Below are 19,595 nucleotides of genomic sequence, written 5' to 3'. Positions count from 1 at the left end.
GTTTTCTAAGGAGTGGAATGGTTGCATTGCACCGAAGAATTCGGTATAATGGGAAAAAAGAGTTGAAAAGGAGAATATTATGTATACACTGGAAGATATACAGGCAGTAGATCCTGAAATTGCAGCAGCGATCACTGCAGAGTTTGACAGACAAAACAGCCACATTGAGCTGATCGCATCGGAAAACTGGGTGAGCCCGGCGGTTATGTCTGCAATGGGAAGTATTCTGACCAACAAATATGCAGAAGGGTATCCGGGAAAGCGTTATTACGGCGGATGTGAGTGCGTGGATGTAGTTGAGGAACTGGCAAGAGAGCGCGCAAAGAAACTGTTTGGCTGTGAGTACGTCAATGTACAGCCGCATTCCGGTGCACAGGCAAACATGGCAGTACAGTTTGCCATTTTAAAGCCGGGTGATACCATTATGGGAATGAATCTCGATCACGGCGGACATCTGACACACGGTTCACCGGTGAATTTTTCCGGTACGTATTTCCATGTGGTACCTTATGGAGTCAACGATGAGGGATTTATTGACTATGATAAAGTAAGAGAGATTGCACTGGAATGCAAGCCAAAGATGATTATTGCAGGTGCCTCTGCATATGCGCGCACGATTGATTTCAAGAAATTCCGTGAAATCGCAGACGAGGTAAATGCGGTACTCATGGTAGATATGGCTCATATCGCAGGACTGGTAGCTGCCGGACTTCATCCAAGCCCGATTCCATATGCAGATGTTGTTACAACCACAACACACAAGACACTGCGTGGACCTCGTGGAGGAATGATTCTCTGCAGTGAGGAAACAAATAAAAAATATAATTTCAACAAGGCTATTTTCCCAGGTACACAGGGAGGCCCGCTGATGCATGTGATCGCAGCCAAAGCGGTATGTTTCGAGGAAGCGTTAAAGCCTGAGTTTAAAGAATATCAGACACAGATCGTTAAGAATGCACAGGCACTCTGCAAGGGATTACAGGCGCGTGACATTAAGATCGTATCCGGTGGAACAGACAATCATCTGATGCTGGTTGACCTGACTCCATATGAGCTGACCGGAAAAGTTGTGGAGAAACTTCTTGACAGTGCGCATATTACTGCCAATAAGAATACGATTCCAAACGATCCACAGAAACCATTCGTGACAAGTGGAATCCGTCTGGGAACACCGGCAGCTACATCCAGAGGATTAAAAGAGGACGATTTTGATCAGGTAGCTGAGGCAATTGCCATGCTCATCAAAGAGGGTGAGCCGGCTGTTGAGAAAGCACTGGCAATCATCAAAACATTGACAGATAAATACCCACTTCAGCCAATGCACTAAAATAAAAATAATATCAATAGGAGGACATTATGATTGATTTAAAATTTTTACGAGAGAACCCTGAAGTGGTAAAAGAGAACATTAAGAAGAAATTCCAGGATCACAAGCTTCCACTTGTTGATGAAGTGATTGAACTGGACGCAAAGGCGCGTGCCGCACAGGCAGAAGCAGATGAGCTTCGTGCCAATAAAAACAAGATTTCCAAGCAGATTGGTGCACTGATGGCACAGGGGAAGAAGGAAGAAGCAGAGGAAGTAAAGGCAGAAGTAGCCAAGAATGCAGCTCGTCTGACTGAGCTTGAGGCACAGGAGAAGGAGCTTTCCGAGAAAGTCACCAAGATCATGATGACTATTCCAAACATCATTGATCCATCCGTACCGATCGGAAAAGACGATAGCTGCAACGTAGAAATCGAGAAGTTTGGCGAGCCGGTTGTTCCGGATTTCGAGATTCCATATCATACAGATATTATGGAACGTTTTGATGGAATTGATCTCGATGCTGCAGGAAAAGTTGCAGGAAACGGTTTCTATTATCTGATGGGAGACATCGCAAGAATTCATTCTGCAGTAATCTCCTATGCAAGAGATTTCATGATCAACCGTGGATTTACTTACTGTGTTCCGCCATTTATGATCCGTTCAAATGTAGTGACCGGTGTTATGAGTTTTGACGAGATGGATGCCATGATGTATAAGATCGAGGGTGAGGATCTTTACCTGATTGGTACATCTGAGCACTCCATGATCGGTAAGTTTATCGATACCATCAACGACGAGGAGAAGCTTCCATATACACTGACCAGCTATTCCCCATGTTTCCGTAAGGAAAAGGGAGCACATGGTATCGAGGAGCGTGGTGTTTACCGTATCCACCAGTTCGAAAAGCAGGAGATGATTGTGGTATGTAAGCCGGAAGAATCCAAAGCATGGTATGACAAGCTCTGGAAGAATACGGTAGATCTGTTTCGCAGTCTGGATATTCCGGTTCGTACCCTGGAGTGCTGTTCCGGTGACCTGGCAGATCTGAAAGTGAAGTCCTGTGACGTCGAGGCATGGTCTCCGCGTCAGAAGAAATACTTTGAGGTAGGAAGCTGCTCCAATCTGGGAGATGCTCAGGCAAGACGTCTGAAGATCCGCATAAAGGGAAAAGATGGCAGGAAGTATTTTGCACATACCTTAAACAATACCGTTGTTGCTCCGCCGCGTATGCTGATCGCATTTCTGGAGAATAATCTGAACGAAGACGGAAGCGTAAATATTCCAAAGGCATTACAGCCATATATGGGAGGAATTGAGAAAATCGTTCCAAAACATGAATAGGAGGCAGTCCTATGGGAGATATAAATAAGATAGAGGAAGAATGTACCCATAATTGCATGACCTGTGGGCATGGCTGTGCAGAAGGCAGTGATGGTGTGGGAAAATTCGAAAAAGCCCTGAATAAACTTAGTGATATTGATGCCGGGGAGCTGTTGAAAGGATTACAGTCGCTGGGAGAATCAGACAATCAATAATTGAAAACGATAAAAAAAGCACCGTATGAAATTACCTAAAAAGTCTTTTCATAGGGTGTTTTTTTGTTGAAATTGTACATTTCCGTTGCTTTTCGTCAGAAAGTGAGCGATAATAAAAGAAAAAACAAGAAGAATCAATTGGGGTAGGAGAGGGTATGAAAGAAGTATTAAAAAGAGGAATGCTGAAATTTGAGAACAGCTTTTTTTCGCATGTCGTCCGATGTGCATTGGGAATGATAATCCCACTTGTTCTGACAGGAGGGATTGCCTGTGCTGTCCGTGATTTTCCGGTCGCCCCGTACCAGACGTTTCTGACGCAGGGGGGTGGGAGATGGTTTTATGATTTCCTTACAATGGTTTATGAGGGAACATACGGTATTTTTTCTGTAGCATTGGTGATTACCATTGCGTACAGTTATGCAATGGAGAAAAATGAATCGCTGGAAAATGTCGTTATGTATGTGGTTGTGGCACTTGCCGCATTCAGTGCACAGCTGAATCTGGGAACAGAAGATTTTGATGTGGCAGGACTGGGAACGACCGGATGTTTTGCGGCAATGTTTATCGGTTATTTGTCCTGCATGGCATTTTCAAAGCTGCGCAGATGCCATAAACTGATGCTGGAACAGTATACCGCGGGGATGGGGGGAGGCTGTGTCTCGGCAATCCGTACACTGATTCCACTCGGTATTGTTGCAGCTGGTTCGGGAGGCTTGAATCTGCTTATTGGCAGAATTACCGGAATCTATGGATGTTATCAGTGGTTTAACCATATTTTCTATGCAGCATTTCAGAATATTGCAGATTACAGTAATTTCCTTTCCGGACTGCTCTATACGTTTGCGGTAAATCTGATGTGGTTTTTCGGTTTGCATGGAAGCCATATTCTGGAGGCAGTGGCAGTCCATAATTTTGGTGTCACAGGAAATGTTGTTTTTTCAAAGGCATTTTACGATGTGTATGTGGCAATGGGAGGCTGTGGCACAACGGTCAGTGTCCTGATTGCATTGCTTTTGTTCTTCCGCAAAGAACGTACCGGTAAGCTGGCAGGGCTGGCATCATTTACGGTAGTCTTTAATTTAAATGAAATGCTTACATTTGGTATTCCGATTATATTAAATCCGATTCTGCTGGTTCCGTTTGTCCTGACACCGGTGGTGTGCTATTGCCTGGCATATGCGGCAACAGTATGCGGTTTTCTGCCGGTTCTTACTCATGAGGTGGTATGGTCGGCACCGGTTGGTATCGGTGGCTATCTTGCCAGCGGTTCATGGAAGGGAATTGCCGTGCAGGCAGTGGGAATTCTGGCAGGGATATTGTTTTACCTTCCGTTCCTGAAGATGAATCAGAGGATGGAGGTATATAAAGCCAAGCGTCATGTTCAGGTTCTGATACACGAATTACAGGAAAAGGAAGAACAGATTGACCAGCCGGTGTTTTTGACGCGCGGAGACCATATCGGAATGATTTCCCGTATGCTCCTGCTTGATTTAAAGCATGCGATCAAGAATAAAGAACTGTATATGCTTTATCAGCCACAGGTATACAGCGATGGTACCTGTATTGGTGCTGAGGCATTGCTGCGTTGGAACCATCCGGTATATGGTATGATATATCCACCACTTATTATTTATCTTGCAGAGGCGGGAAAGGTATTGCCGGAACTGGAACGGTTTATCATTGATGAGGTTACGGATGGGATTGTGCAGACGCATGCACAATATGATTCGGATTTTAAAATTTCCGTAAACATTACCGCGCACTCCCTGTTGTGGGACATTGAGGGATATATCCGGCAGACAATGGAACAAAAAGGGATAGATGCCCGCATGCTCTGGATTGAAATTACAGAACAGGATATCCTTCTGCAGACGGATGTGGTTGTCCGGAAACTTGAAGAACTCAAAAAGCAGGGACATAAGCTTTTGATTGATGATTTCGGCATGGGACATACTTCCCTGCTGTACCTGCAGTCAGAGTATTTTGATGTAGTCAAGCTGGACGGTTCACTGACCCGCCCACTTTTAAAAAGCCATACGAATCAGAAAATTGTGCGTTCGATTATTGAACTGGGACAGGAACTTGGTGTAAATGTCATTGCAGAGTTTGTGGAAAACAGGGAGCAGAGAGATCTTCTGGATACGCTGGGCTGTCATTGCTATCAGGGGTATCTGTATGCAAAACCGCTGGAACTGGAGGCGTTTATTACTTATATGAAACAGATGAACGAGAAGTAGCGGTCTGTTTCTTCAAAAATTTCCAGTGATATTTACCAAAATTTCTCTTGTTTTTTTGAAGCCCTGGATATATGATGATGACAGGGAAATTGTTACAGCACAAAAGCCATTTCAGAAAGGATGGACGGAAAACATGAGAAAGAAGTCACATATTTCACTGGCACGTTATATTGTAGCAAACACAGAGGACGAAGGGCTGAAAAAACACTGGCTGTCGTTTTATATTGGAAGTGTCCTGCCGGATTGTAAGCCATCTTTTATCTATAAACGGCATGAGATTACCGGTACATTTCCAAAACTCAGGAAGGATATAGATGCATTGATTCATGGAAAAGAGAATCGTTTTCCAAAACGGAAGCGGATGTATTACATGAACCTGGGGGAGATCACGCATTACGTAGCAGATTATTTTACCTTTCCGCACAATAAGATTTATCCGGGAGGATTTAAAGAACACTGTGCTTATGAAGAACATCTCAAACATGAACTCCGCGCTTTTTTAAAGACGGAGGCACCGAAGGCATTGAATGAATGCGGGCATCGGCAGTTTGCCAGCCAGGAGGCACTGTTTGATTATATTCAGAAGATGCATGATAAGTATTTAAGCAGTAAGATTGATACTGCAAAAGACATTGAGAATATTGTGCTGGTCAATAAACAGGTGGTGGATGGCATCGATTATCTGTTTTTAAAGAATCATATGCAGCATAGGGTTGCATAGAAGGAAAGCAGTCGGAAATCCGGCTGTTTTTCTACGTTTACGGACACTTATAGGATTGACAAATTTTTGACAAAGTGTTACGATTATCCCATATGAAACTGTCGATGATTCGTGACAATCAGGTACATATACCGTTACGAAAGACATTTAGGATTAGGAGGATTTATACAATGAGTGAGTTCAAGAATTTAACTCTGGAAGTAGCTGACGGAATCGCTGTATTAGCAATCTCCAGACCAGCAGCATTAAATGCATTAAACAGTGAGACTCTGGATGAGTTAAACGTATGCTTAAGCGAGATCGAAGCAAACGATGATATTAAAGCTGTCATCTTAACCGGTGGTCCGGACAAGAAGGGCAACGAGTTCAAGTCATTCGTAGCTGGTGCAGACATTGCCGAGATGGTAAACTTTACAGCTCCGGAAGCACGTGCATTCGGAATCAAGGCTTCTGAGCCATTTTTCAAACTGATGAACATGCGTCAGGTTACTATCGCTGCCGTAAACGGATTTGCATTAGGCGGAGGATGTGAGATCTCTATGGCATGTGATATCCGTATCGCAAGCGAGAATGCCATCTTCGGACAGCCAGAGTGTGGTCTTGGAATCATTCCTGGATTCGGTGGTACACAGAGACTTGCCCGTCTGGTAGGTATGGGACGTGCAAAAGAAATGATCTTTACCTGTGACAATGTAGATGCAAACGAAGCATACCGTATCGGCCTGGTAAATAAGGTAGTTGCCAAGGAAGAACTTATGCCAACTGCAAAGGCTATGGCAGCAAAGATTATTTCTAAGGGAAGCTATGCAGTATCTGTTGCAAAGGCTGCAATCAACAATGGTTATGACATGGATATCAAGAACGCTGTTGAGATGGAGGCTAACCTGTTTGGCGTTGTCAATGATACACATGACAAGAAGGAAGGCATGGGAGCATTCTTAGAAAAGAGAGCTGCTACATTAACAGATTTCTAAAACCATACAGAGGGCGATAAGGGACGATATGAGAAATCATATCGTCCTTTTTTACCATATTTCAGGATAGGGAAAATGGAATTATATTAGACAATCTGGTGAAATTAGGTTATTATAAATAATAAGGGAGTTACCCTAAAACAGGAGTGTTATAAAAATTATTATTAAATGGAGGTTTAACGTCTTCATGGATAAACTTTATATGATCTTATTATGCCTGATGATAGTACCAATTCTTATTTGTATCAAATATTCCAGAAAAATAAAAAGTGATGTGGCATCTTCCATTGTGAAATGCCTCATTTTTGCAATTGTTACGATCCTTAGCAATGGTTTGTCTGCTTTTTCAGGAAATGAAACATTTTCTTATATAATGGAAGCACTTTATCGGTTTTCCTTTGATCTGATGCTGATATATGTATTGCAGTATTCCCAGCAGTATACACGTGTTTTTCACGAGGTTTCACCGTTTAAAAAGGGGTGTTTCATAATTGCATATCTGGATGGAATTTTACTGTTTTTAAATATAATTTTTCATAACGTATTTACGATAGAAACCGTGCGATTCCCGAATTTTGATATGTATCATGTAGCCGACAAATCCATTATTTTTTACTTTCACTATGTGTTTGCATATGGTCTGGTAGTTTGTATTATTGCATCGTTTATCATCAAAATTATACAGATACCGGATTTTTACCGTAAGAAATATTTGCCGATACTTGTGTTAATATGTGTGATCACGGTATCAAAATTTATATGTGGAATTTCAGAATTTCCGATTGATGTGTCGCTTCCTTTTTTTGTATGCGCAGCAATACTGATCTGTTACCTGACGCTGTACCGTTCTTCGCGTGAACTTGTAGATAAAACACTGTCCATCGTTGTAAATGAAATGAATAACGCTGTGATATGTTTTGATATAAATAACGAATGTGTGTATGCCAATGAGCGTGCATTGAAAATATTTAACAGTTCACTGGATTCCCTTTCCGGGATCTCGGAGGATGTACAGGGCTGGATAAAAGAACATGACACCAACAATTCGGCCTCCCTTGAATGGAGTGGTCAAACCATTATTGACAACAAAACGTATTATTTCGATATCGAATACAGAAAACTGTTTGATAAAAAGAATGAATATATAGGTTTTTTCCTGAATCTGATTGATAATACGGAGAAACATATTGCGTTTGAGAAAGAAAAATACCTTGCAACACATGATACGCTTACCGGATTGTATAATAAGAATTATTTTGCCCAGAAAACATCGGAAATTTTAAATGAGAATCCGGATAAAGAGTGGCTGCTGATCTGTTCCAATATCAAGGATTTTAAACTGGTCAATGATCTCTTTGGTCTTGAAAAAGGAAACGAAGTCCTTAAAATGGAGGCAGATCTTCTTAAAGCACAATGTGGGGAAGGGAGTGTCTATGGACGCACCGGTGGTGACAAATTTGCAATATGCATCCCAAAAGAAGAATTTAAAGAGCAGGATTTTATGGATGCGATACAGACCATGGGGCATGCATTTAACAATGACCTGTATCATCTTCATATTTATGTCGGTGTTTATGAAATCACAGACCGGAATGAAGAAGTATCCATTATGTGTGATAAAGCCAATCTTGCAATAAAGACACTGGGGGAAAACTATGATAAATCAATTGCATACTATAGCGACACGATATTTCATGATACCGTTGCCGAAAAGCAGCTGGTGGGTGATTTTGATAAAGCACTTGCCGAAAAACAGTTCTGCATGTATTTACAGCCACAGGTGACATCGGAAGGAAAATTACTGGGGGCAGAGGCTCTTGTCCGATGGCAGCATCCAAAACGCGGTCTGATTTTTCCGGGGGATTTTATTGAAGTTTTTGAAAAAACAGGTCTGATTTACCGGCTTGACCGGTTTGTGTGGGAACTTGCCGTACAAAAACTTGCACAATGGCAGAAAGACGGGCGGGACGATCTGTATATATCCGTAAATATTTCGACCAAGGACTTTTACTATATGGATGTATATGAAACAATTACCAGTCTTGTTGAAACCTATAAAATCATTCCTTCCACACTGAAACTGGAAATTACGGAAACCGCAATTATGACCGGAACCGCAGGGGAACTTGAAATGATTGAACGGTTCAGGAAATCCGGCTTTCAGGTGGAAATAGATGATTTCGGAAGCGGCTATTCTTCATTTAATACGCTAAAGGATATGGACGTGGATGTGCTGAAAATAGATATGGGCTTTTTAAGGACAACCCGGCCGGAACGCTTAGAGAGAAGTATGTCCATTATAAATACGATCATTTCACTCACCAAAACACTTGGTCTTTCCGTTATCACGGAGGGAGTCGAAACAAAGGAACAAATTGATGAGCTTACCCGGATGGGATGCGGAATTTATCAGGGGTATTATTTTTCAAAGCCGATTCCGGTAGGTCAGTTTGAAGATACCTATCTGTAAATTTATCCGGTATAGTTTCAGGCTTAAGATAGTGTGTCACGGTAGAGACGCTGATATTTCGCCGGAGTGGTGTGTAATTCTTTTTTGAAGGCACGGATAAAGGCCTCCGGATTTTCATAGCCGAGCGTATCGCGGATGGCGGCAACTGATTTGGTGGTGTTGTGCAGCATGTGCTCGGCTTTTTGTATGAAGAAGTCATGAATGGTCATTCTAAAATCAGGAATAAAGGTATTGCCAACATATTCAGTCAAATGGGACTTGTGGAGGCATGGGGAAGCGGAGCTATCTGGAGGTGTCCGGGGATTACCGGTAATAGTTGTCATTGCCTCAAAAGTTTATTTCAATCCTGATTTATAATATGCAGCTTGTGGCAAAAGAGCACGGCTGTCTGGGTTCTTCCGGTGGGAATACAACTATATTGTGTGTGAGTAAAACGGTATGGGGGATCGGGACTCGGCAATATAATTGTTTTTTTAAGAGTAATCCGTTATACTAGATGCATAGTATAGCGGATTATTTTTTGGAGGTACTTATGGGAAGATTTTTGAATCCAGATAACGGGGCTTTTTCAGAGGCAGTCAATTCAGAAATTTATATTGATAAAACCCGTTTGCTGGAATACACCAACCGGGTGATAAATACCACATCAAAATTTATCTGTAACAGCCGTCCGAGACGTTTTGGAAAGTCCATGACTGCAGACATGCTTTCCGCTTATTACAGCAGGGGATGTGATTCCAAAGAGCTCTTTAAAAATTATGAGATAAGTACAGTTTCATCATATGAAAAGAATCTTAATAAGTATGATGTGATTCATTTTGATGTACAGTGGTGCATGATGGATGCCAAAGATGCAGATCATGTTGTAGATTATATCAACGAGGGAATTTTACAGGAACTGAGGGAAGCATACGGACAGATCATTCCGGATGCGGTCAGGACTGCTTATGGGGCAATGTCCTATATCAAAGCGGCTACGGGCAATAAATTTGTTGTCATCATTGATGAGTGGGATGTTTTGATTCGAGATGAGGCACAGAATCATACATTGCAGGAGGCATATATTGATTTTCTCAGAGGAATGTTTAAAGGCACAGAACCTTCCAGATACATTGCGTTAGCATATTTGACGGGAATTTTACCGATTAAGAAATTAAAAACGCAGTCAGCGCTCAACAATTTTGAAGAGTTTACCATGCTCGATGCAGGACGGATGGCTCCTTACGTCGGGTTTACAGAAGAAGAAGTCCACGGACTGTGTGAACAATACGGATGCAGTTATGAACAGGTGAAATCCTGGTATGATGGCTATTTATTAGAGGATTATCAGGTATATAATCCGAAGGCCGTTGTCAGTGTTATGTTAAATGGAAAGTATAAAAGTTATTGGTCAAATACCGGAAGCTATGAGGCAATTGTGCCACTGATCAACATGGATTTTGATGGCTTGAAATCTGCAATTATCGAGATGTTGTCGGGCGCATCCGTAGAAGTGGATGTGACATCCTTTCAGAATGACACGGTAAGTTTTGCAAATCGGGATGATGTGCTTACGTACCTGATTCATTTGGGATATCTGGCTTATGATCAGGACAGCCGGCATGTTTTTATTCCGAATGAAGAAATCCGGCACGAGTTAAATCATGCAGTGAAACGTACCAGTTGGAATGAGATGGTGACATTTCAAAAAGAATCGTCAGCGTTATTAGATGCAACGCTGGAAAAAGATGGAATGGAGGTTGCAAAGGGGATTGAGAAAATTCATACCGGGTATTCTTCAACGATTATGTACCATGATGAAAATTCGCTCAGCAGTGTACTTACGATCGCATACTTAAGTTCCATGCAGTATTATTTTAAACCCATCCGGGAATTGCCGACCGGCCGTGGTTTTGCGGATTTTGTTTATATTCCAAAACCGGAATATAAAGCTGATTATCCGGCACTGGTTGTGGAACTGAAATGGAATAAAACTGCGGATACCGCCTTACAACAGATAAAAGACAGAAAGTATCCGCAATCGTTAGAGCAGTATACAGGAAATATTCTGCTCGTAGGAATCAATTATGATAAGAAGACGAAAGAACATTCCTGTGTGATTGAAAATGATAAAAAGCAATAAGCGTTAAGCTCCGTCTTTTTGCAGGATTGAAACAAATCCCGCAACAAAACTAAACAGAACAGGAAGAAACCAATGGAAGAAAAAATCATGCATCTTCTGATCACGGAAGACGATATGGCACTCGCACAGGGACTGCAGCGCGCATTACAGGAGAAAAACCGGCAGGTGCTATGTTGTAAAAACATACAGGAGACCAGACAGCATCTGCACCAGAACCAGACAGATCTGCTGATTCTCGATGTGAATCTGCCGGATGGGAGTGGTTTTGATCTGCTGCAGGAGATCCGCAGAACCTCGGATCTTCCGGTGATCTTACTTACGGCAAACGATCTGGAAATGGATATTGTAAGCGGACTGGAGCAGGGAGCAAATGATTACATCACAAAGCCGTTCAGTCTGGCGGTACTCCGGGCGCGGGTAAACACCCAGCTTCGGAACCGGACGGCGCAGATGCAGAAAGAAAGCGCAAAAAACACACAGATCTGGGAGGGCAGTATCTGGAAGTTTGATTTTACAAATATGCGTTTTACCGTAAGCGGACAGGAAGTGGAGTTAAGTAAAACCGAGCAGAAACTTCTGGCGCTTCTTGTGCAGCATGCGGGGATGACCGTGCCGCGGGAAACTTTGATGGATCGCATCTGGACCGATGGCGCGGTGTACGTGGATGAAAATGCGCTTTCGGTTGCCATCAAGCGGCTGCGGGATAAATTACAGGCAAAGGAGCAGATCCGGACCGTGTATGGGATCGGATATGTATGGGAAGTATGATCGGATATTTTGTAATTATATTGCTTGCGGCAGGGAGTGTGCTTGCAGCAGCACTTTTCTTCAGACACCGGCAGAAACAGGTGATGGATGGACTTTCCGATATGCTTGAGGCGGCGATAAACGGCACCTTTTCCGAGACCACATTTGATGAGTCGCGGCAGTCGTCGCTGGAAAACCGTCTGGCGCAGTATCTGGCGGCATCGGAACTTTCGGTGCGAAGCATAGACGTGGAGAGGGAAAAAATCAAGGAACTGATTGCAGATATTTCCCATCAGACGCGGACGCCGCTTTCAAATATTTTATTGTATACGGAACTGCTGGAGGAAGAACCGCTGGGGGAAGCAGCACAGGATTCCGTAAAAAAGCTGCGGCAGCAGAGTGAAAAATTACAGTTTTTAATGGATGCGCTTGTCAAACTTTCAAGGCTTGAGACAGGCGTTTTTGTGTTGCATCCAATCCGGCAGCCGCTGACAGAACTGGTGGTAGACGGTATGGAAAGTTACCGGGAAAAAGCAGCCGCCCAAGGACTTTCGATTGCGTTTTCCGGGACGAAAAAAGCAGAGAAAGACGCACCGGTTTATGCGTACTTTGATAAGAAATGGTCCATGGAAGCACTGGGAAATATTCTCGATAATGCGATCAAATATACGAACACAGGAGGGATTACCATAAAACTCTGTTCCTATGAACTGTTTGCCTGCGTGGAAGTGACGGATACGGGAATCGGCATCGGTGAGGAGGAGCATGCGGCGGTATTTGGGCGTTTTTACAGGGGAAACGCGGTTGCCGAAAAGAGCGGTGTGGGGATCGGGCTGTATCTGGCACGTTTTATCATGCAGCAGCAGGGCGGATATATCCGGCTTTCGTCCACGCCGGGGAAAGGCTCAACGTTTGGGCTGTATTTTCCAACGGCAATTGTGTCAAAACTGTAAGAATCTTTTGTTTCCGGGACAGATTCTCGAAAGAATTCTGTGCGACAATCTTAAAAGAAGGCAGGAAATGCCAAATCAGGAGCAAAAGGAGATTACAGGATGGTCATTTTGGAAACCAGAGATTTGAAAAAACAGTATGGCACGGGGGAGACCGCCGTGCACGCGCTGGCGGGGGTAAACCTGTTGGTGGAAAACGGAGAATTTGTCGCGGTGGTAGGAACCTCTGGATCAGGAAAATCGACGCTTTTACATATGCTTGGCGGACTCGACCGGGCAACATCCGGCAAAGTCTATGTGGACGGCAAGGACATTTTTGCATTAAAGGATGAAGAACTGACGATTTTCCGCAGAAGAAAAATCGGATTTGTCTTTCAGTCCTTTAATTTAGTTCCGGTGCTGTCTGTCTATGAAAACATTGTGCTGCCATTGCAGCTTGACGGAAAAACCGTGGACAATGCATTTATCGGGGAGATCGCAGAGGCACTCGGATTGGAAGAAAAATTAAACGTGCTGCCAAACCAGCTTTCGGGAGGACAGCAGCAGCGTGTGGCGATCGCGCGGGCACTCGCAGCCAAACCGGCGATTCTATTAGCAGATGAACCGACCGGAAATCTCGACAGCTGTACCTCACAGGATGTGATGGGGCTGCTCAAAACGACCAGCACCAAATTTTCGCAGACCATTGTGATGATCACACACAACGAGGAGATTGCACAGCTCGCAGACCGGATCATCCGTATCGAGGATGGACGGATTGTGACCGGGAAAGCAGGTGAGGCATTATGATACAGGTAAAAAACCGTGCCTGTGTGCGCACCATTGCCGTGCGCAGTCTGCGGGCTTCTAAAATGAGAAACCTGATTGCCGTGATTGCAATTATGCTGACCACGATGCTGTTTACCGCGCTGTTTACGATTGCAATTTCCATCAACGATTCGTTCCAGCAGTCCAACTTTCTTATGGTCGGAGGCGATGCGCACGGGTCTTTTAAGAAACTGACGGAAGAACAGATGGAAACCTTAAAAAAAGATCCGCTCATTCGGGAGACAGGTGCGCGGTTGTTTTTAGGAATGGGAACCGGGGATGCATTTCGCAAGACACAGGTGGAAGTCAGCTATATGGATGCGCATGAAGTAAAACATTATTTTTGCACACCAACGCACGGACATCGTCCCAAAGAGGGAAGCAATGAGGCGATGACAGATACCCGGGTGTTAAAACTGTTAGGAGTACAGCCAAAAATCGGCACCAAATTTACCGTGACGTATCAGATCGGAGGAGTTCAGTCAGAACCGAAAACGGTGACGCAGGAGTTTGTTCTCTCCGGCTGGTGGGATTACAACGGAGTTTCCCAGGCGAGCCATGTGATCGTGCCGAAAAGTTACGTGAAAAAGACATTGCAGCATGTGGAGATCGGGGAGGAAGAAGAGTGTGGAAAATGGACACTTGACGTTATGTTTGGGAATGCACTTCATATCGAAAAAGATATGCGGCAGGTGATCAGAGACTGTGGATTTCAGTCAGAAGATGCTTCCAAACCGGGCTATATTGCATTTGGTGTAAACTGGGGCTATACCGGTGCGCAGTCGAGCAGCAATCTGAATCCGGAAAGCATTGCAGCCATTGTGGCATTGCTTGTGCTCATTGTATTTACCGGATACCTGGTCATTTACAATGTGTTTCAGATTTCCGTTGCCAACGATATCCGTTTCTACGGACTGTTAAAAACGATCGGCATGACCGGGCGGCAGCTCAAGCGGATCATCCGGCTGCAGGCAGTCCTTTTATCAGCCATTGGAATTCCGGCGGGACTTCTTCTGGGATTTGGAATCGGCGTGGGACTGGCACCGGCTGTCATGGCACAGACGAGTTACACGACAGCGGTTGTAAAATTGCATGCGTGGGTATTTGTGGGAGCAGCACTTTTTTCACTGGTCACCGTATTTTTATCCTGCAATAAGCCGGGGCGGATCGCTGCAAAGGTATCCCCGGTCGAAGCGGTGCGCTATACGGAGGCAGACTGTGGCCGAAAAAAAGCAAAAGCGGCAAAAAAGCCGGCGTCTTTGGGGCGTATGGCATGGGCAAATGTGGGACGAAACCGGAAGAAAACGGTTCTTGTTGTCATTTCCCTCTCCCTTGCGGTTGTTCTTTTAAATCTGACCGTTATGTTTGCAAACGGATTTGATATGGATCTGTATTTGAAACACTTCTGTGTGAGCGATTTTGTGTTTGCCAATGCGGATTATTTTAACGTGCAGAAAGGATTTCATTCTTCCGATGAAGCGGTGGAAGATTCTGCAATGCAGACCGTGCTCGCGCAAAATGGGGTTAAAGAGAGTGGATGTGTCTACGGACAGACAACCCGGGTTTTGGAAAAAATAAAGAAAAAAGATATGCTGGCGTATTTTACATCCATGGGACATACCATGACAAAAGAGCAGGAAAAGGGTTATTTCAATTGGAAGGAACAGGCAGATGATGGCAGTTATTATGACGATATTCAGTTGTATGGAATGGATGCATTCCCGCTTCAGAAAGTAAAGGTGCTCAAAGGCGATGTCACAGCTCTGGATCAGGAGAATGCCATTGCGGCAGTCTATAAGCAGGATGATTATAACAAAAAAGTTGATCACAGTAACTGGGCCGGGGTGGGCGATCAGGTGACACTCAGGTACGTAAACAGTTGGAAATACTTTGACGCAAAGAGTGGAAAAGAGATCCTGGAGGATGAGGTTGACGATTATGAAGATGCCTATGTCATGAAAGCAGATGATTATACACAAAAAACCTATACGGTGGTGGCAGAGATTCTGGTGCCTTCCGCGATGAGCTGCCGGTATTATGGATCGCCGCAGTTTGTGCTTGGAAGCGATACGTTTATCAAAGATACCGGGACAAAAGATGTCATGCATATGATGTTTGATATGAAAAACAATCAGAGTGCAAGAGCAATGGAAAGTTTTTTGAAAAATTATACGGAACAGGTCGAGCCGCTGTACAGCTATGAATCGAAGTTTTCCTACGAAAAAGAGTTTGATTCGTTCCGTGGGATGTTTCTGCTGCTTGGAGGTGTTCTCTCCGGCGTGATTGCCGTGGTCGGAACATTAAATTTCCTGAATGCCATCCTCACGGGGATGATTGCAAGGCGCAGGGAGTTTGCTGTGCTGCAGTCGGTTGGCATGACCAGACGCCAGTTGAAGCGGATGCTTGTGTATGAGGGACTGTTGTATACGCTTGCGGCGATTGTCATTTCGCTTATTCTTGTTGTGGCATCTGAGCCGTTTATGGGAAAGATGATTGAAAAAATGTTCTGGTTTTTCCGGTTTCAGTATACCATCGGTCCGGTCGTGCTTGCGGCACTGATCTTTACCGTGATCGGCGCGGGGGTTCCGCTTGTGGTCTATTGTGTGGTTGGAAAGCAGACGATTGTGGAGCGGCTGAGGGAGACGGAGTAAAAAAGAATAACAAAACATTTCCGAATAAAACCTGAATCCATGTGGCATAAGAAGCAATTCATTCGGTTACTTTGCTTTTCAGGACAGATGTGATATCTGCCGAAAGCGTTGCTGAATGTTCCAAAAACAGAGCAATAAAAATAAATATTTCTTTAATTTTGAAACCATACTATTTACATAAATGAAACCGTAAGGTAATCTTAAAAAATATGTAAAATATGAGGATCATAAGAAAGAGGTTTATGGATGAGGAAGAAACGGATCACAGTTATAATTGGCAGGATGTTTTGTGGCGGAGCGTTTAATCTATGGAACAGGCAGAATAAAACCAGAACGGCAATGAAATTATCAGCTGTTGTTATGCTCCTGTGCCTGATGCTGGGGGCATGTGCACAGAAACAGAAGATACCGGCTGCAACTTATATGGGAGGAAACCATACCATTACAGAAATTTGCAAAGAACTGGATACCGCGGGAGCTTCCCATGTAGATACATTCCGGGAATGGGTAACTGATTTTGCGGATTCGGCCGGGAAGAATGCAAAGCTTGAGGATGTCTGGTCTGATCCGGAAAACATGAAAGCAGATATCGGCAAATGTATGGATGGCTGGGAACAGAATCATGATTACTCCGACACGGACTGCAGAATGACAGCCTTTCTCTTACTGGATGGTCTGCTTCACGCAGAATCAACGGAAGACAATTATGAAGGTACTTATCTAATGTTTGATACAGAAGCAATAGATAATGTGGAAAGGTATGAAACCATAAAAGAGAACCGGGATATGTTTACCACACTCTATGGAGAAAAGAGTGTTGCGGATAAAAAACATCCGGAAACAGCATTTTCGGATAGTTGGAAACATTATGGATTTCAAATAGACAGTGACAGGATATCGCTCCTTAGTATCGTGATATATGACCCGTATTCGGATGTTACTTTCGTGGGTCATACAGGTATCCTGATAAAGGACAGGGACGATTACTTATTTGTAGAAAAGATTGCATTTGAACAACCATATCAGGCAACAAAGGTGAAGACGGTGGATGAATTGCTCAATATTCTGTCATTGAGACCGGAATATTTCGGAGAAGAGGGAGAAGCCGGACCGTTTGTTTATAATAATGGGGAATATATTGGAACATTAAAGGCGAAGACATATTAGCAAAAAACATTTGACATACCGGAAATATTCCCCTACAATCGTTCTAAAAAGAACGATTGTAGGGGGGTGGGGAAGAGAATTTCTTTTGGCTGTTATCTGCCGGTTACTTTATTTAGTAAAACGAAACCAAAGGTGGGATTATTAATGATTCCAAAAACCTGTGCATATATGTGGATGATTGCAATGGGACTACAACTGTTATTTTAAAAACAAAAATATTATAGAGGCAGGGCATTATAATGAAAATGGAAAATTTGTAAAGCTTATGACGGGGCATTTTGATAACAGAGAACAATTTACAGAAATGAAATCTGCAGGAAAATTATTTCCGTATGCCAGACATGTGAATACAGTCTGTAATGATAAGATAAATAATATTCCGGCAGGAGAAGACAAAAATACGTTTTCTTATGCTTCCATGAAGAACGTAGAATATAGTGACCTGAAAAGATCTGAGAAGTTTACCCCGGCATTGTATCAGGAAAAGGATGGTGTCTGGGAAGGGGGAAGTGTGAGTCAGTTTACCCCTGTGATGACATTCCGGTTATGGGAGAGATTCTCGGAGACATGTCTGGAGGTGTCCGAAAGTATGGAAGTGAATGGAAAGAAAACTTTCGGATATGATGTGCCGGTCATTTATAAAAGGGAACGAGGTGCCTGACACCAGTTCCGTGGGAAGCATAGATGCTGAAACGGTAGCGCTTGCACGATCAATTAAATAAGCACTAGATAAAAGAGTCATCCATCTGGATGGCTCTTTTATTGATCCTGATATCTGCGCGGATTTCGACAAACAGCTCTTATGGTAAATTTAAAGAAATTAAAAATTTTTATATCGCATGGTTTTCTTTTTCTGCTTGACAAATACCATTTGATTGTTCCTATACTTTTTTGAAAATTCTGGTATTTCTTTAGGTATGAAAAAGTTCATAGAAAATTCAGTTGATTCCGTAAAGTTCCTCGCTTATAATGATATTGAGGCAGAGAGCCTTTTGCGGAATTTTAGAAGTGTTATGCACAATACAAAAGGAGGGATGCCGACTTGAATACAGAAATAGCAAATGCTGTGAATGCAGCAGGAGATAAGGCACAATATGATACTCGTGTTAAAAGGTTACTGGCACAGAAGATTATATTAGCACATATTCTGGTGAAAACAGTCGATGAATTTAAAGGAATGAAGCCGGAAGATGTTGTGAAATACATCGAAGGCGAACCGAGTATTAGCGTTGTTCCGGTTGAGCCGGGATTAGCAAATATGGAAAAAACAGATGCTGCAGGACAGCGTATCGTAGGTCTTAATACGGAAAATGCTGAAATTAATGAAGGATTAGTCAGATTTGATATTATTTTTTATATCCGCATGCCATCCGTAGATGACACAAAAAATGGACTTTCGCAGATTATTGTGAATATTGAGGCTCAGAAGGATGAGCCGACGGAATATAAAATTTTAAATCGGGCAATCTTTTATGTGAGTAGGCTGATTTCGTCACAAAAGGAAAGAGATTTTGTAAATACTAACTACGACGACATTAAGCAGGTATTCAGCATATGGATATGTATGAACATGGATGATAACAGCTTAAGCCACATCCATTTGACAAAAGATGAGATGTTAAAACCATGTAACTGGAAAGGTAATCTCGATCTGTTAAATATTGTGTTAATAGGAATCACAAATGAGATTCCGGAACATGATGAAAAATATGAAATGCACCGCCTGATTGGGACTTTGCTTTCAGGCGAATTGAAAGAACAGGAAAAATTGGATATTATAGAACATGAATATAATATTCCAATCAGTCAAGAATTTAGAGAGGATGTGAGAATTATGTGTAATCTGAGTACAGGAATTGAAGAAAGAGCTACTGAAAAAACAAGCGAAAAGTTTATTCTGAATATG

16 protein-coding genes are annotated in these 19,595 nt (G+C 43.0%); 15 read left to right on the top strand and 1 reads right to left on the bottom strand.

Annotated elements, in window-relative coordinates; genetic code table 11:
* The first annotated feature begins 79 nt into the window (after positions 1–79).
* The 7 genes from glyA (at position 80) to DXD06_RS13600 (ending at position 9,245) form a co-directional block, all read left to right on the top strand.
* Positions 80–1,327 carry a serine hydroxymethyltransferase gene (gene glyA, locus DXD06_RS13630; protein ID WP_117832524.1) on the top strand — a complete coding sequence of 416 codons (1,248 nt, stop codon included), beginning with the start codon at positions 80–82 and terminating at the stop codon, positions 1,325–1,327.
* Between the two features lie 29 nt (positions 1,328–1,356).
* Positions 1,357–2,649: a serine--tRNA ligase gene (serS, locus tag DXD06_RS13625; protein WP_117832522.1), complete on the top strand. Its 1,293-nt coding sequence runs from the start codon at positions 1,357–1,359 to the stop codon at positions 2,647–2,649.
* Positions 2,650–2,660: 11 nt separating this feature from the next.
* Entirely contained in the window at positions 2,661–2,843 is a 183-nt protein-coding gene (locus DXD06_RS13620) for a hypothetical protein (RefSeq protein ID WP_117832520.1), read from the top strand.
* 155 nt (positions 2,844–2,998) lie between these two features.
* Positions 2,999–5,080: an EAL domain-containing protein gene (locus DXD06_RS13615; RefSeq protein ID WP_117832518.1), complete on the top strand. Its 2,082-nt coding sequence runs from the start codon at positions 2,999–3,001 to the stop codon at positions 5,078–5,080.
* A gap of 133 nt (positions 5,081–5,213) precedes the next feature.
* Complete coding sequence (locus DXD06_RS13610) at positions 5,214–5,801, top strand: zinc dependent phospholipase C family protein (protein ID WP_117832588.1); 588 nt, start codon at positions 5,214–5,216, stop codon at positions 5,799–5,801.
* Between the two features lie 170 nt (positions 5,802–5,971).
* Positions 5,972–6,775 carry an enoyl-CoA hydratase-related protein gene (locus tag DXD06_RS13605; protein WP_022046269.1) on the top strand — a complete coding sequence of 268 codons (804 nt, stop codon included), beginning with the start codon at positions 5,972–5,974 and terminating at the stop codon, positions 6,773–6,775.
* Between the two features lie 187 nt (positions 6,776–6,962).
* Positions 6,963–9,245 (top strand): EAL domain-containing protein, encoded by a 2,283-nt coding sequence (locus DXD06_RS13600; RefSeq protein ID WP_117832516.1) that lies wholly within the window; start codon positions 6,963–6,965, stop codon positions 9,243–9,245.
* A 23-nt stretch (positions 9,246–9,268) separates the two neighbouring features.
* Here the strand turns inward: DXD06_RS13600 and DXD06_RS13595 are convergent, their stop codons facing one another.
* Entirely contained in the window at positions 9,269–9,496 is a 228-nt protein-coding gene (locus DXD06_RS13595) for a helix-turn-helix domain-containing protein (RefSeq protein ID WP_158569546.1), read from the bottom strand.
* Between the two features lie 281 nt (positions 9,497–9,777).
* On the opposite strand from DXD06_RS13595, the gene DXD06_RS13590 reads away from it, so the two are divergent.
* The 8 genes from DXD06_RS13590 to DXD06_RS13550 form a co-directional block, all read left to right on the top strand.
* Entirely contained in the window at positions 9,778–11,367 is a 1,590-nt protein-coding gene (locus DXD06_RS13590) for an AAA family ATPase (protein ID WP_117832512.1), read from the top strand.
* Positions 11,368–11,439: 72 nt separating this feature from the next.
* The gene (locus DXD06_RS13585) at positions 11,440–12,135 is read left to right on the top strand and encodes a response regulator transcription factor (protein WP_243001102.1); all 696 of its coding nucleotides are present in this window, start codon (positions 11,440–11,442) and stop codon (positions 12,133–12,135) included.
* Positions 12,123–13,067 carry a sensor histidine kinase gene (locus DXD06_RS13580; RefSeq protein WP_243001100.1) on the top strand — a complete coding sequence of 315 codons (945 nt, stop codon included), beginning with the start codon at positions 12,123–12,125 and terminating at the stop codon, positions 13,065–13,067. The genes DXD06_RS13585 and DXD06_RS13580 overlap by 13 nt, the downstream gene beginning before the upstream one ends.
* Positions 13,068–13,166: 99 nt before the next feature.
* The gene (locus tag DXD06_RS13575; protein WP_117832510.1) at positions 13,167–13,853 is read left to right on the top strand and encodes an ABC transporter ATP-binding protein; all 687 of its coding nucleotides are present in this window, start codon (positions 13,167–13,169) and stop codon (positions 13,851–13,853) included.
* Entirely contained in the window at positions 13,850–16,522 is a 2,673-nt protein-coding gene (locus DXD06_RS13570) for an ABC transporter permease (RefSeq protein ID WP_243001098.1), read from the top strand. The genes DXD06_RS13575 and DXD06_RS13570 overlap by 4 nt, the downstream gene beginning before the upstream one ends.
* Positions 16,523–16,861: 339 nt before the next feature.
* Complete coding sequence (locus DXD06_RS13565; RefSeq protein ID WP_117832580.1) at positions 16,862–17,689, top strand: DUF4300 family protein; 828 nt, start codon at positions 16,862–16,864, stop codon at positions 17,687–17,689.
* A gap of 265 nt (positions 17,690–17,954) precedes the next feature.
* Positions 17,955–18,350, top strand: coding sequence for a hypothetical protein (locus tag DXD06_RS13555; protein WP_117832578.1), 396 nt, complete (start codon positions 17,955–17,957; stop codon positions 18,348–18,350).
* A gap of 381 nt (positions 18,351–18,731) precedes the next feature.
* Positions 18,732–19,595 (top strand): Rpn family recombination-promoting nuclease/putative transposase (locus DXD06_RS13550; protein ID WP_243001094.1); only part of this gene is annotated, 864 nt, incomplete at its 3' end.

This window comes from Roseburia sp. TF10-5, assembly GCF_003462365.1.
GTDB lineage: Bacteria > Bacillota > Clostridia > Lachnospirales > Lachnospiraceae > Roseburia > Roseburia faecis.
This window is presented reverse-complemented; position numbering and strand designations above follow the sequence as displayed.

Excerpts from the sequence above, each read along its gene's own strand:
- glyA (WP_117832524.1), top strand. The coding sequence starts at position 80 with ATGTATACACTGGAAGATATACAGGCAGTAGATCCTGAAATTGCAGCA.
- serS (WP_117832522.1), top strand. The coding sequence starts at position 1,357 with ATGATTGATTTAAAATTTTTACGAGAGAACCCTGAAGTGGTAAAAGAG.
- DXD06_RS13620 (WP_117832520.1), top strand. The coding sequence starts at position 2,661 with ATGGGAGATATAAATAAGATAGAGGAAGAATGTACCCATAATTGCATG.
- DXD06_RS13615 (WP_117832518.1), top strand. The coding sequence starts at position 2,999 with ATGAAAGAAGTATTAAAAAGAGGAATGCTGAAATTTGAGAACAGCTTT.
- DXD06_RS13610 (WP_117832588.1), top strand. The coding sequence starts at position 5,214 with ATGAGAAAGAAGTCACATATTTCACTGGCACGTTATATTGTAGCAAAC.
- DXD06_RS13605 (WP_022046269.1), top strand. The coding sequence starts at position 5,972 with ATGAGTGAGTTCAAGAATTTAACTCTGGAAGTAGCTGACGGAATCGCT.
- DXD06_RS13600 (WP_117832516.1), top strand. The coding sequence starts at position 6,963 with ATGGATAAACTTTATATGATCTTATTATGCCTGATGATAGTACCAATT.
- DXD06_RS13590 (WP_117832512.1), top strand. The coding sequence starts at position 9,778 with ATGGGAAGATTTTTGAATCCAGATAACGGGGCTTTTTCAGAGGCAGTC.
- DXD06_RS13585 (WP_243001102.1), top strand. The coding sequence starts at position 11,440 with ATGGAAGAAAAAATCATGCATCTTCTGATCACGGAAGACGATATGGCA.
- DXD06_RS13580 (WP_243001100.1), top strand. The coding sequence starts at position 12,123 with ATGGGAAGTATGATCGGATATTTTGTAATTATATTGCTTGCGGCAGGG.
- DXD06_RS13575 (WP_117832510.1), top strand. The coding sequence starts at position 13,167 with ATGGTCATTTTGGAAACCAGAGATTTGAAAAAACAGTATGGCACGGGG.
- DXD06_RS13570 (WP_243001098.1), top strand. The coding sequence starts at position 13,850 with ATGATACAGGTAAAAAACCGTGCCTGTGTGCGCACCATTGCCGTGCGC.
- DXD06_RS13565 (WP_117832580.1), top strand. The coding sequence starts at position 16,862 with ATGAAATTATCAGCTGTTGTTATGCTCCTGTGCCTGATGCTGGGGGCA.
- DXD06_RS13555 (WP_117832578.1), top strand. The coding sequence starts at position 17,955 with ATGACGGGGCATTTTGATAACAGAGAACAATTTACAGAAATGAAATCT.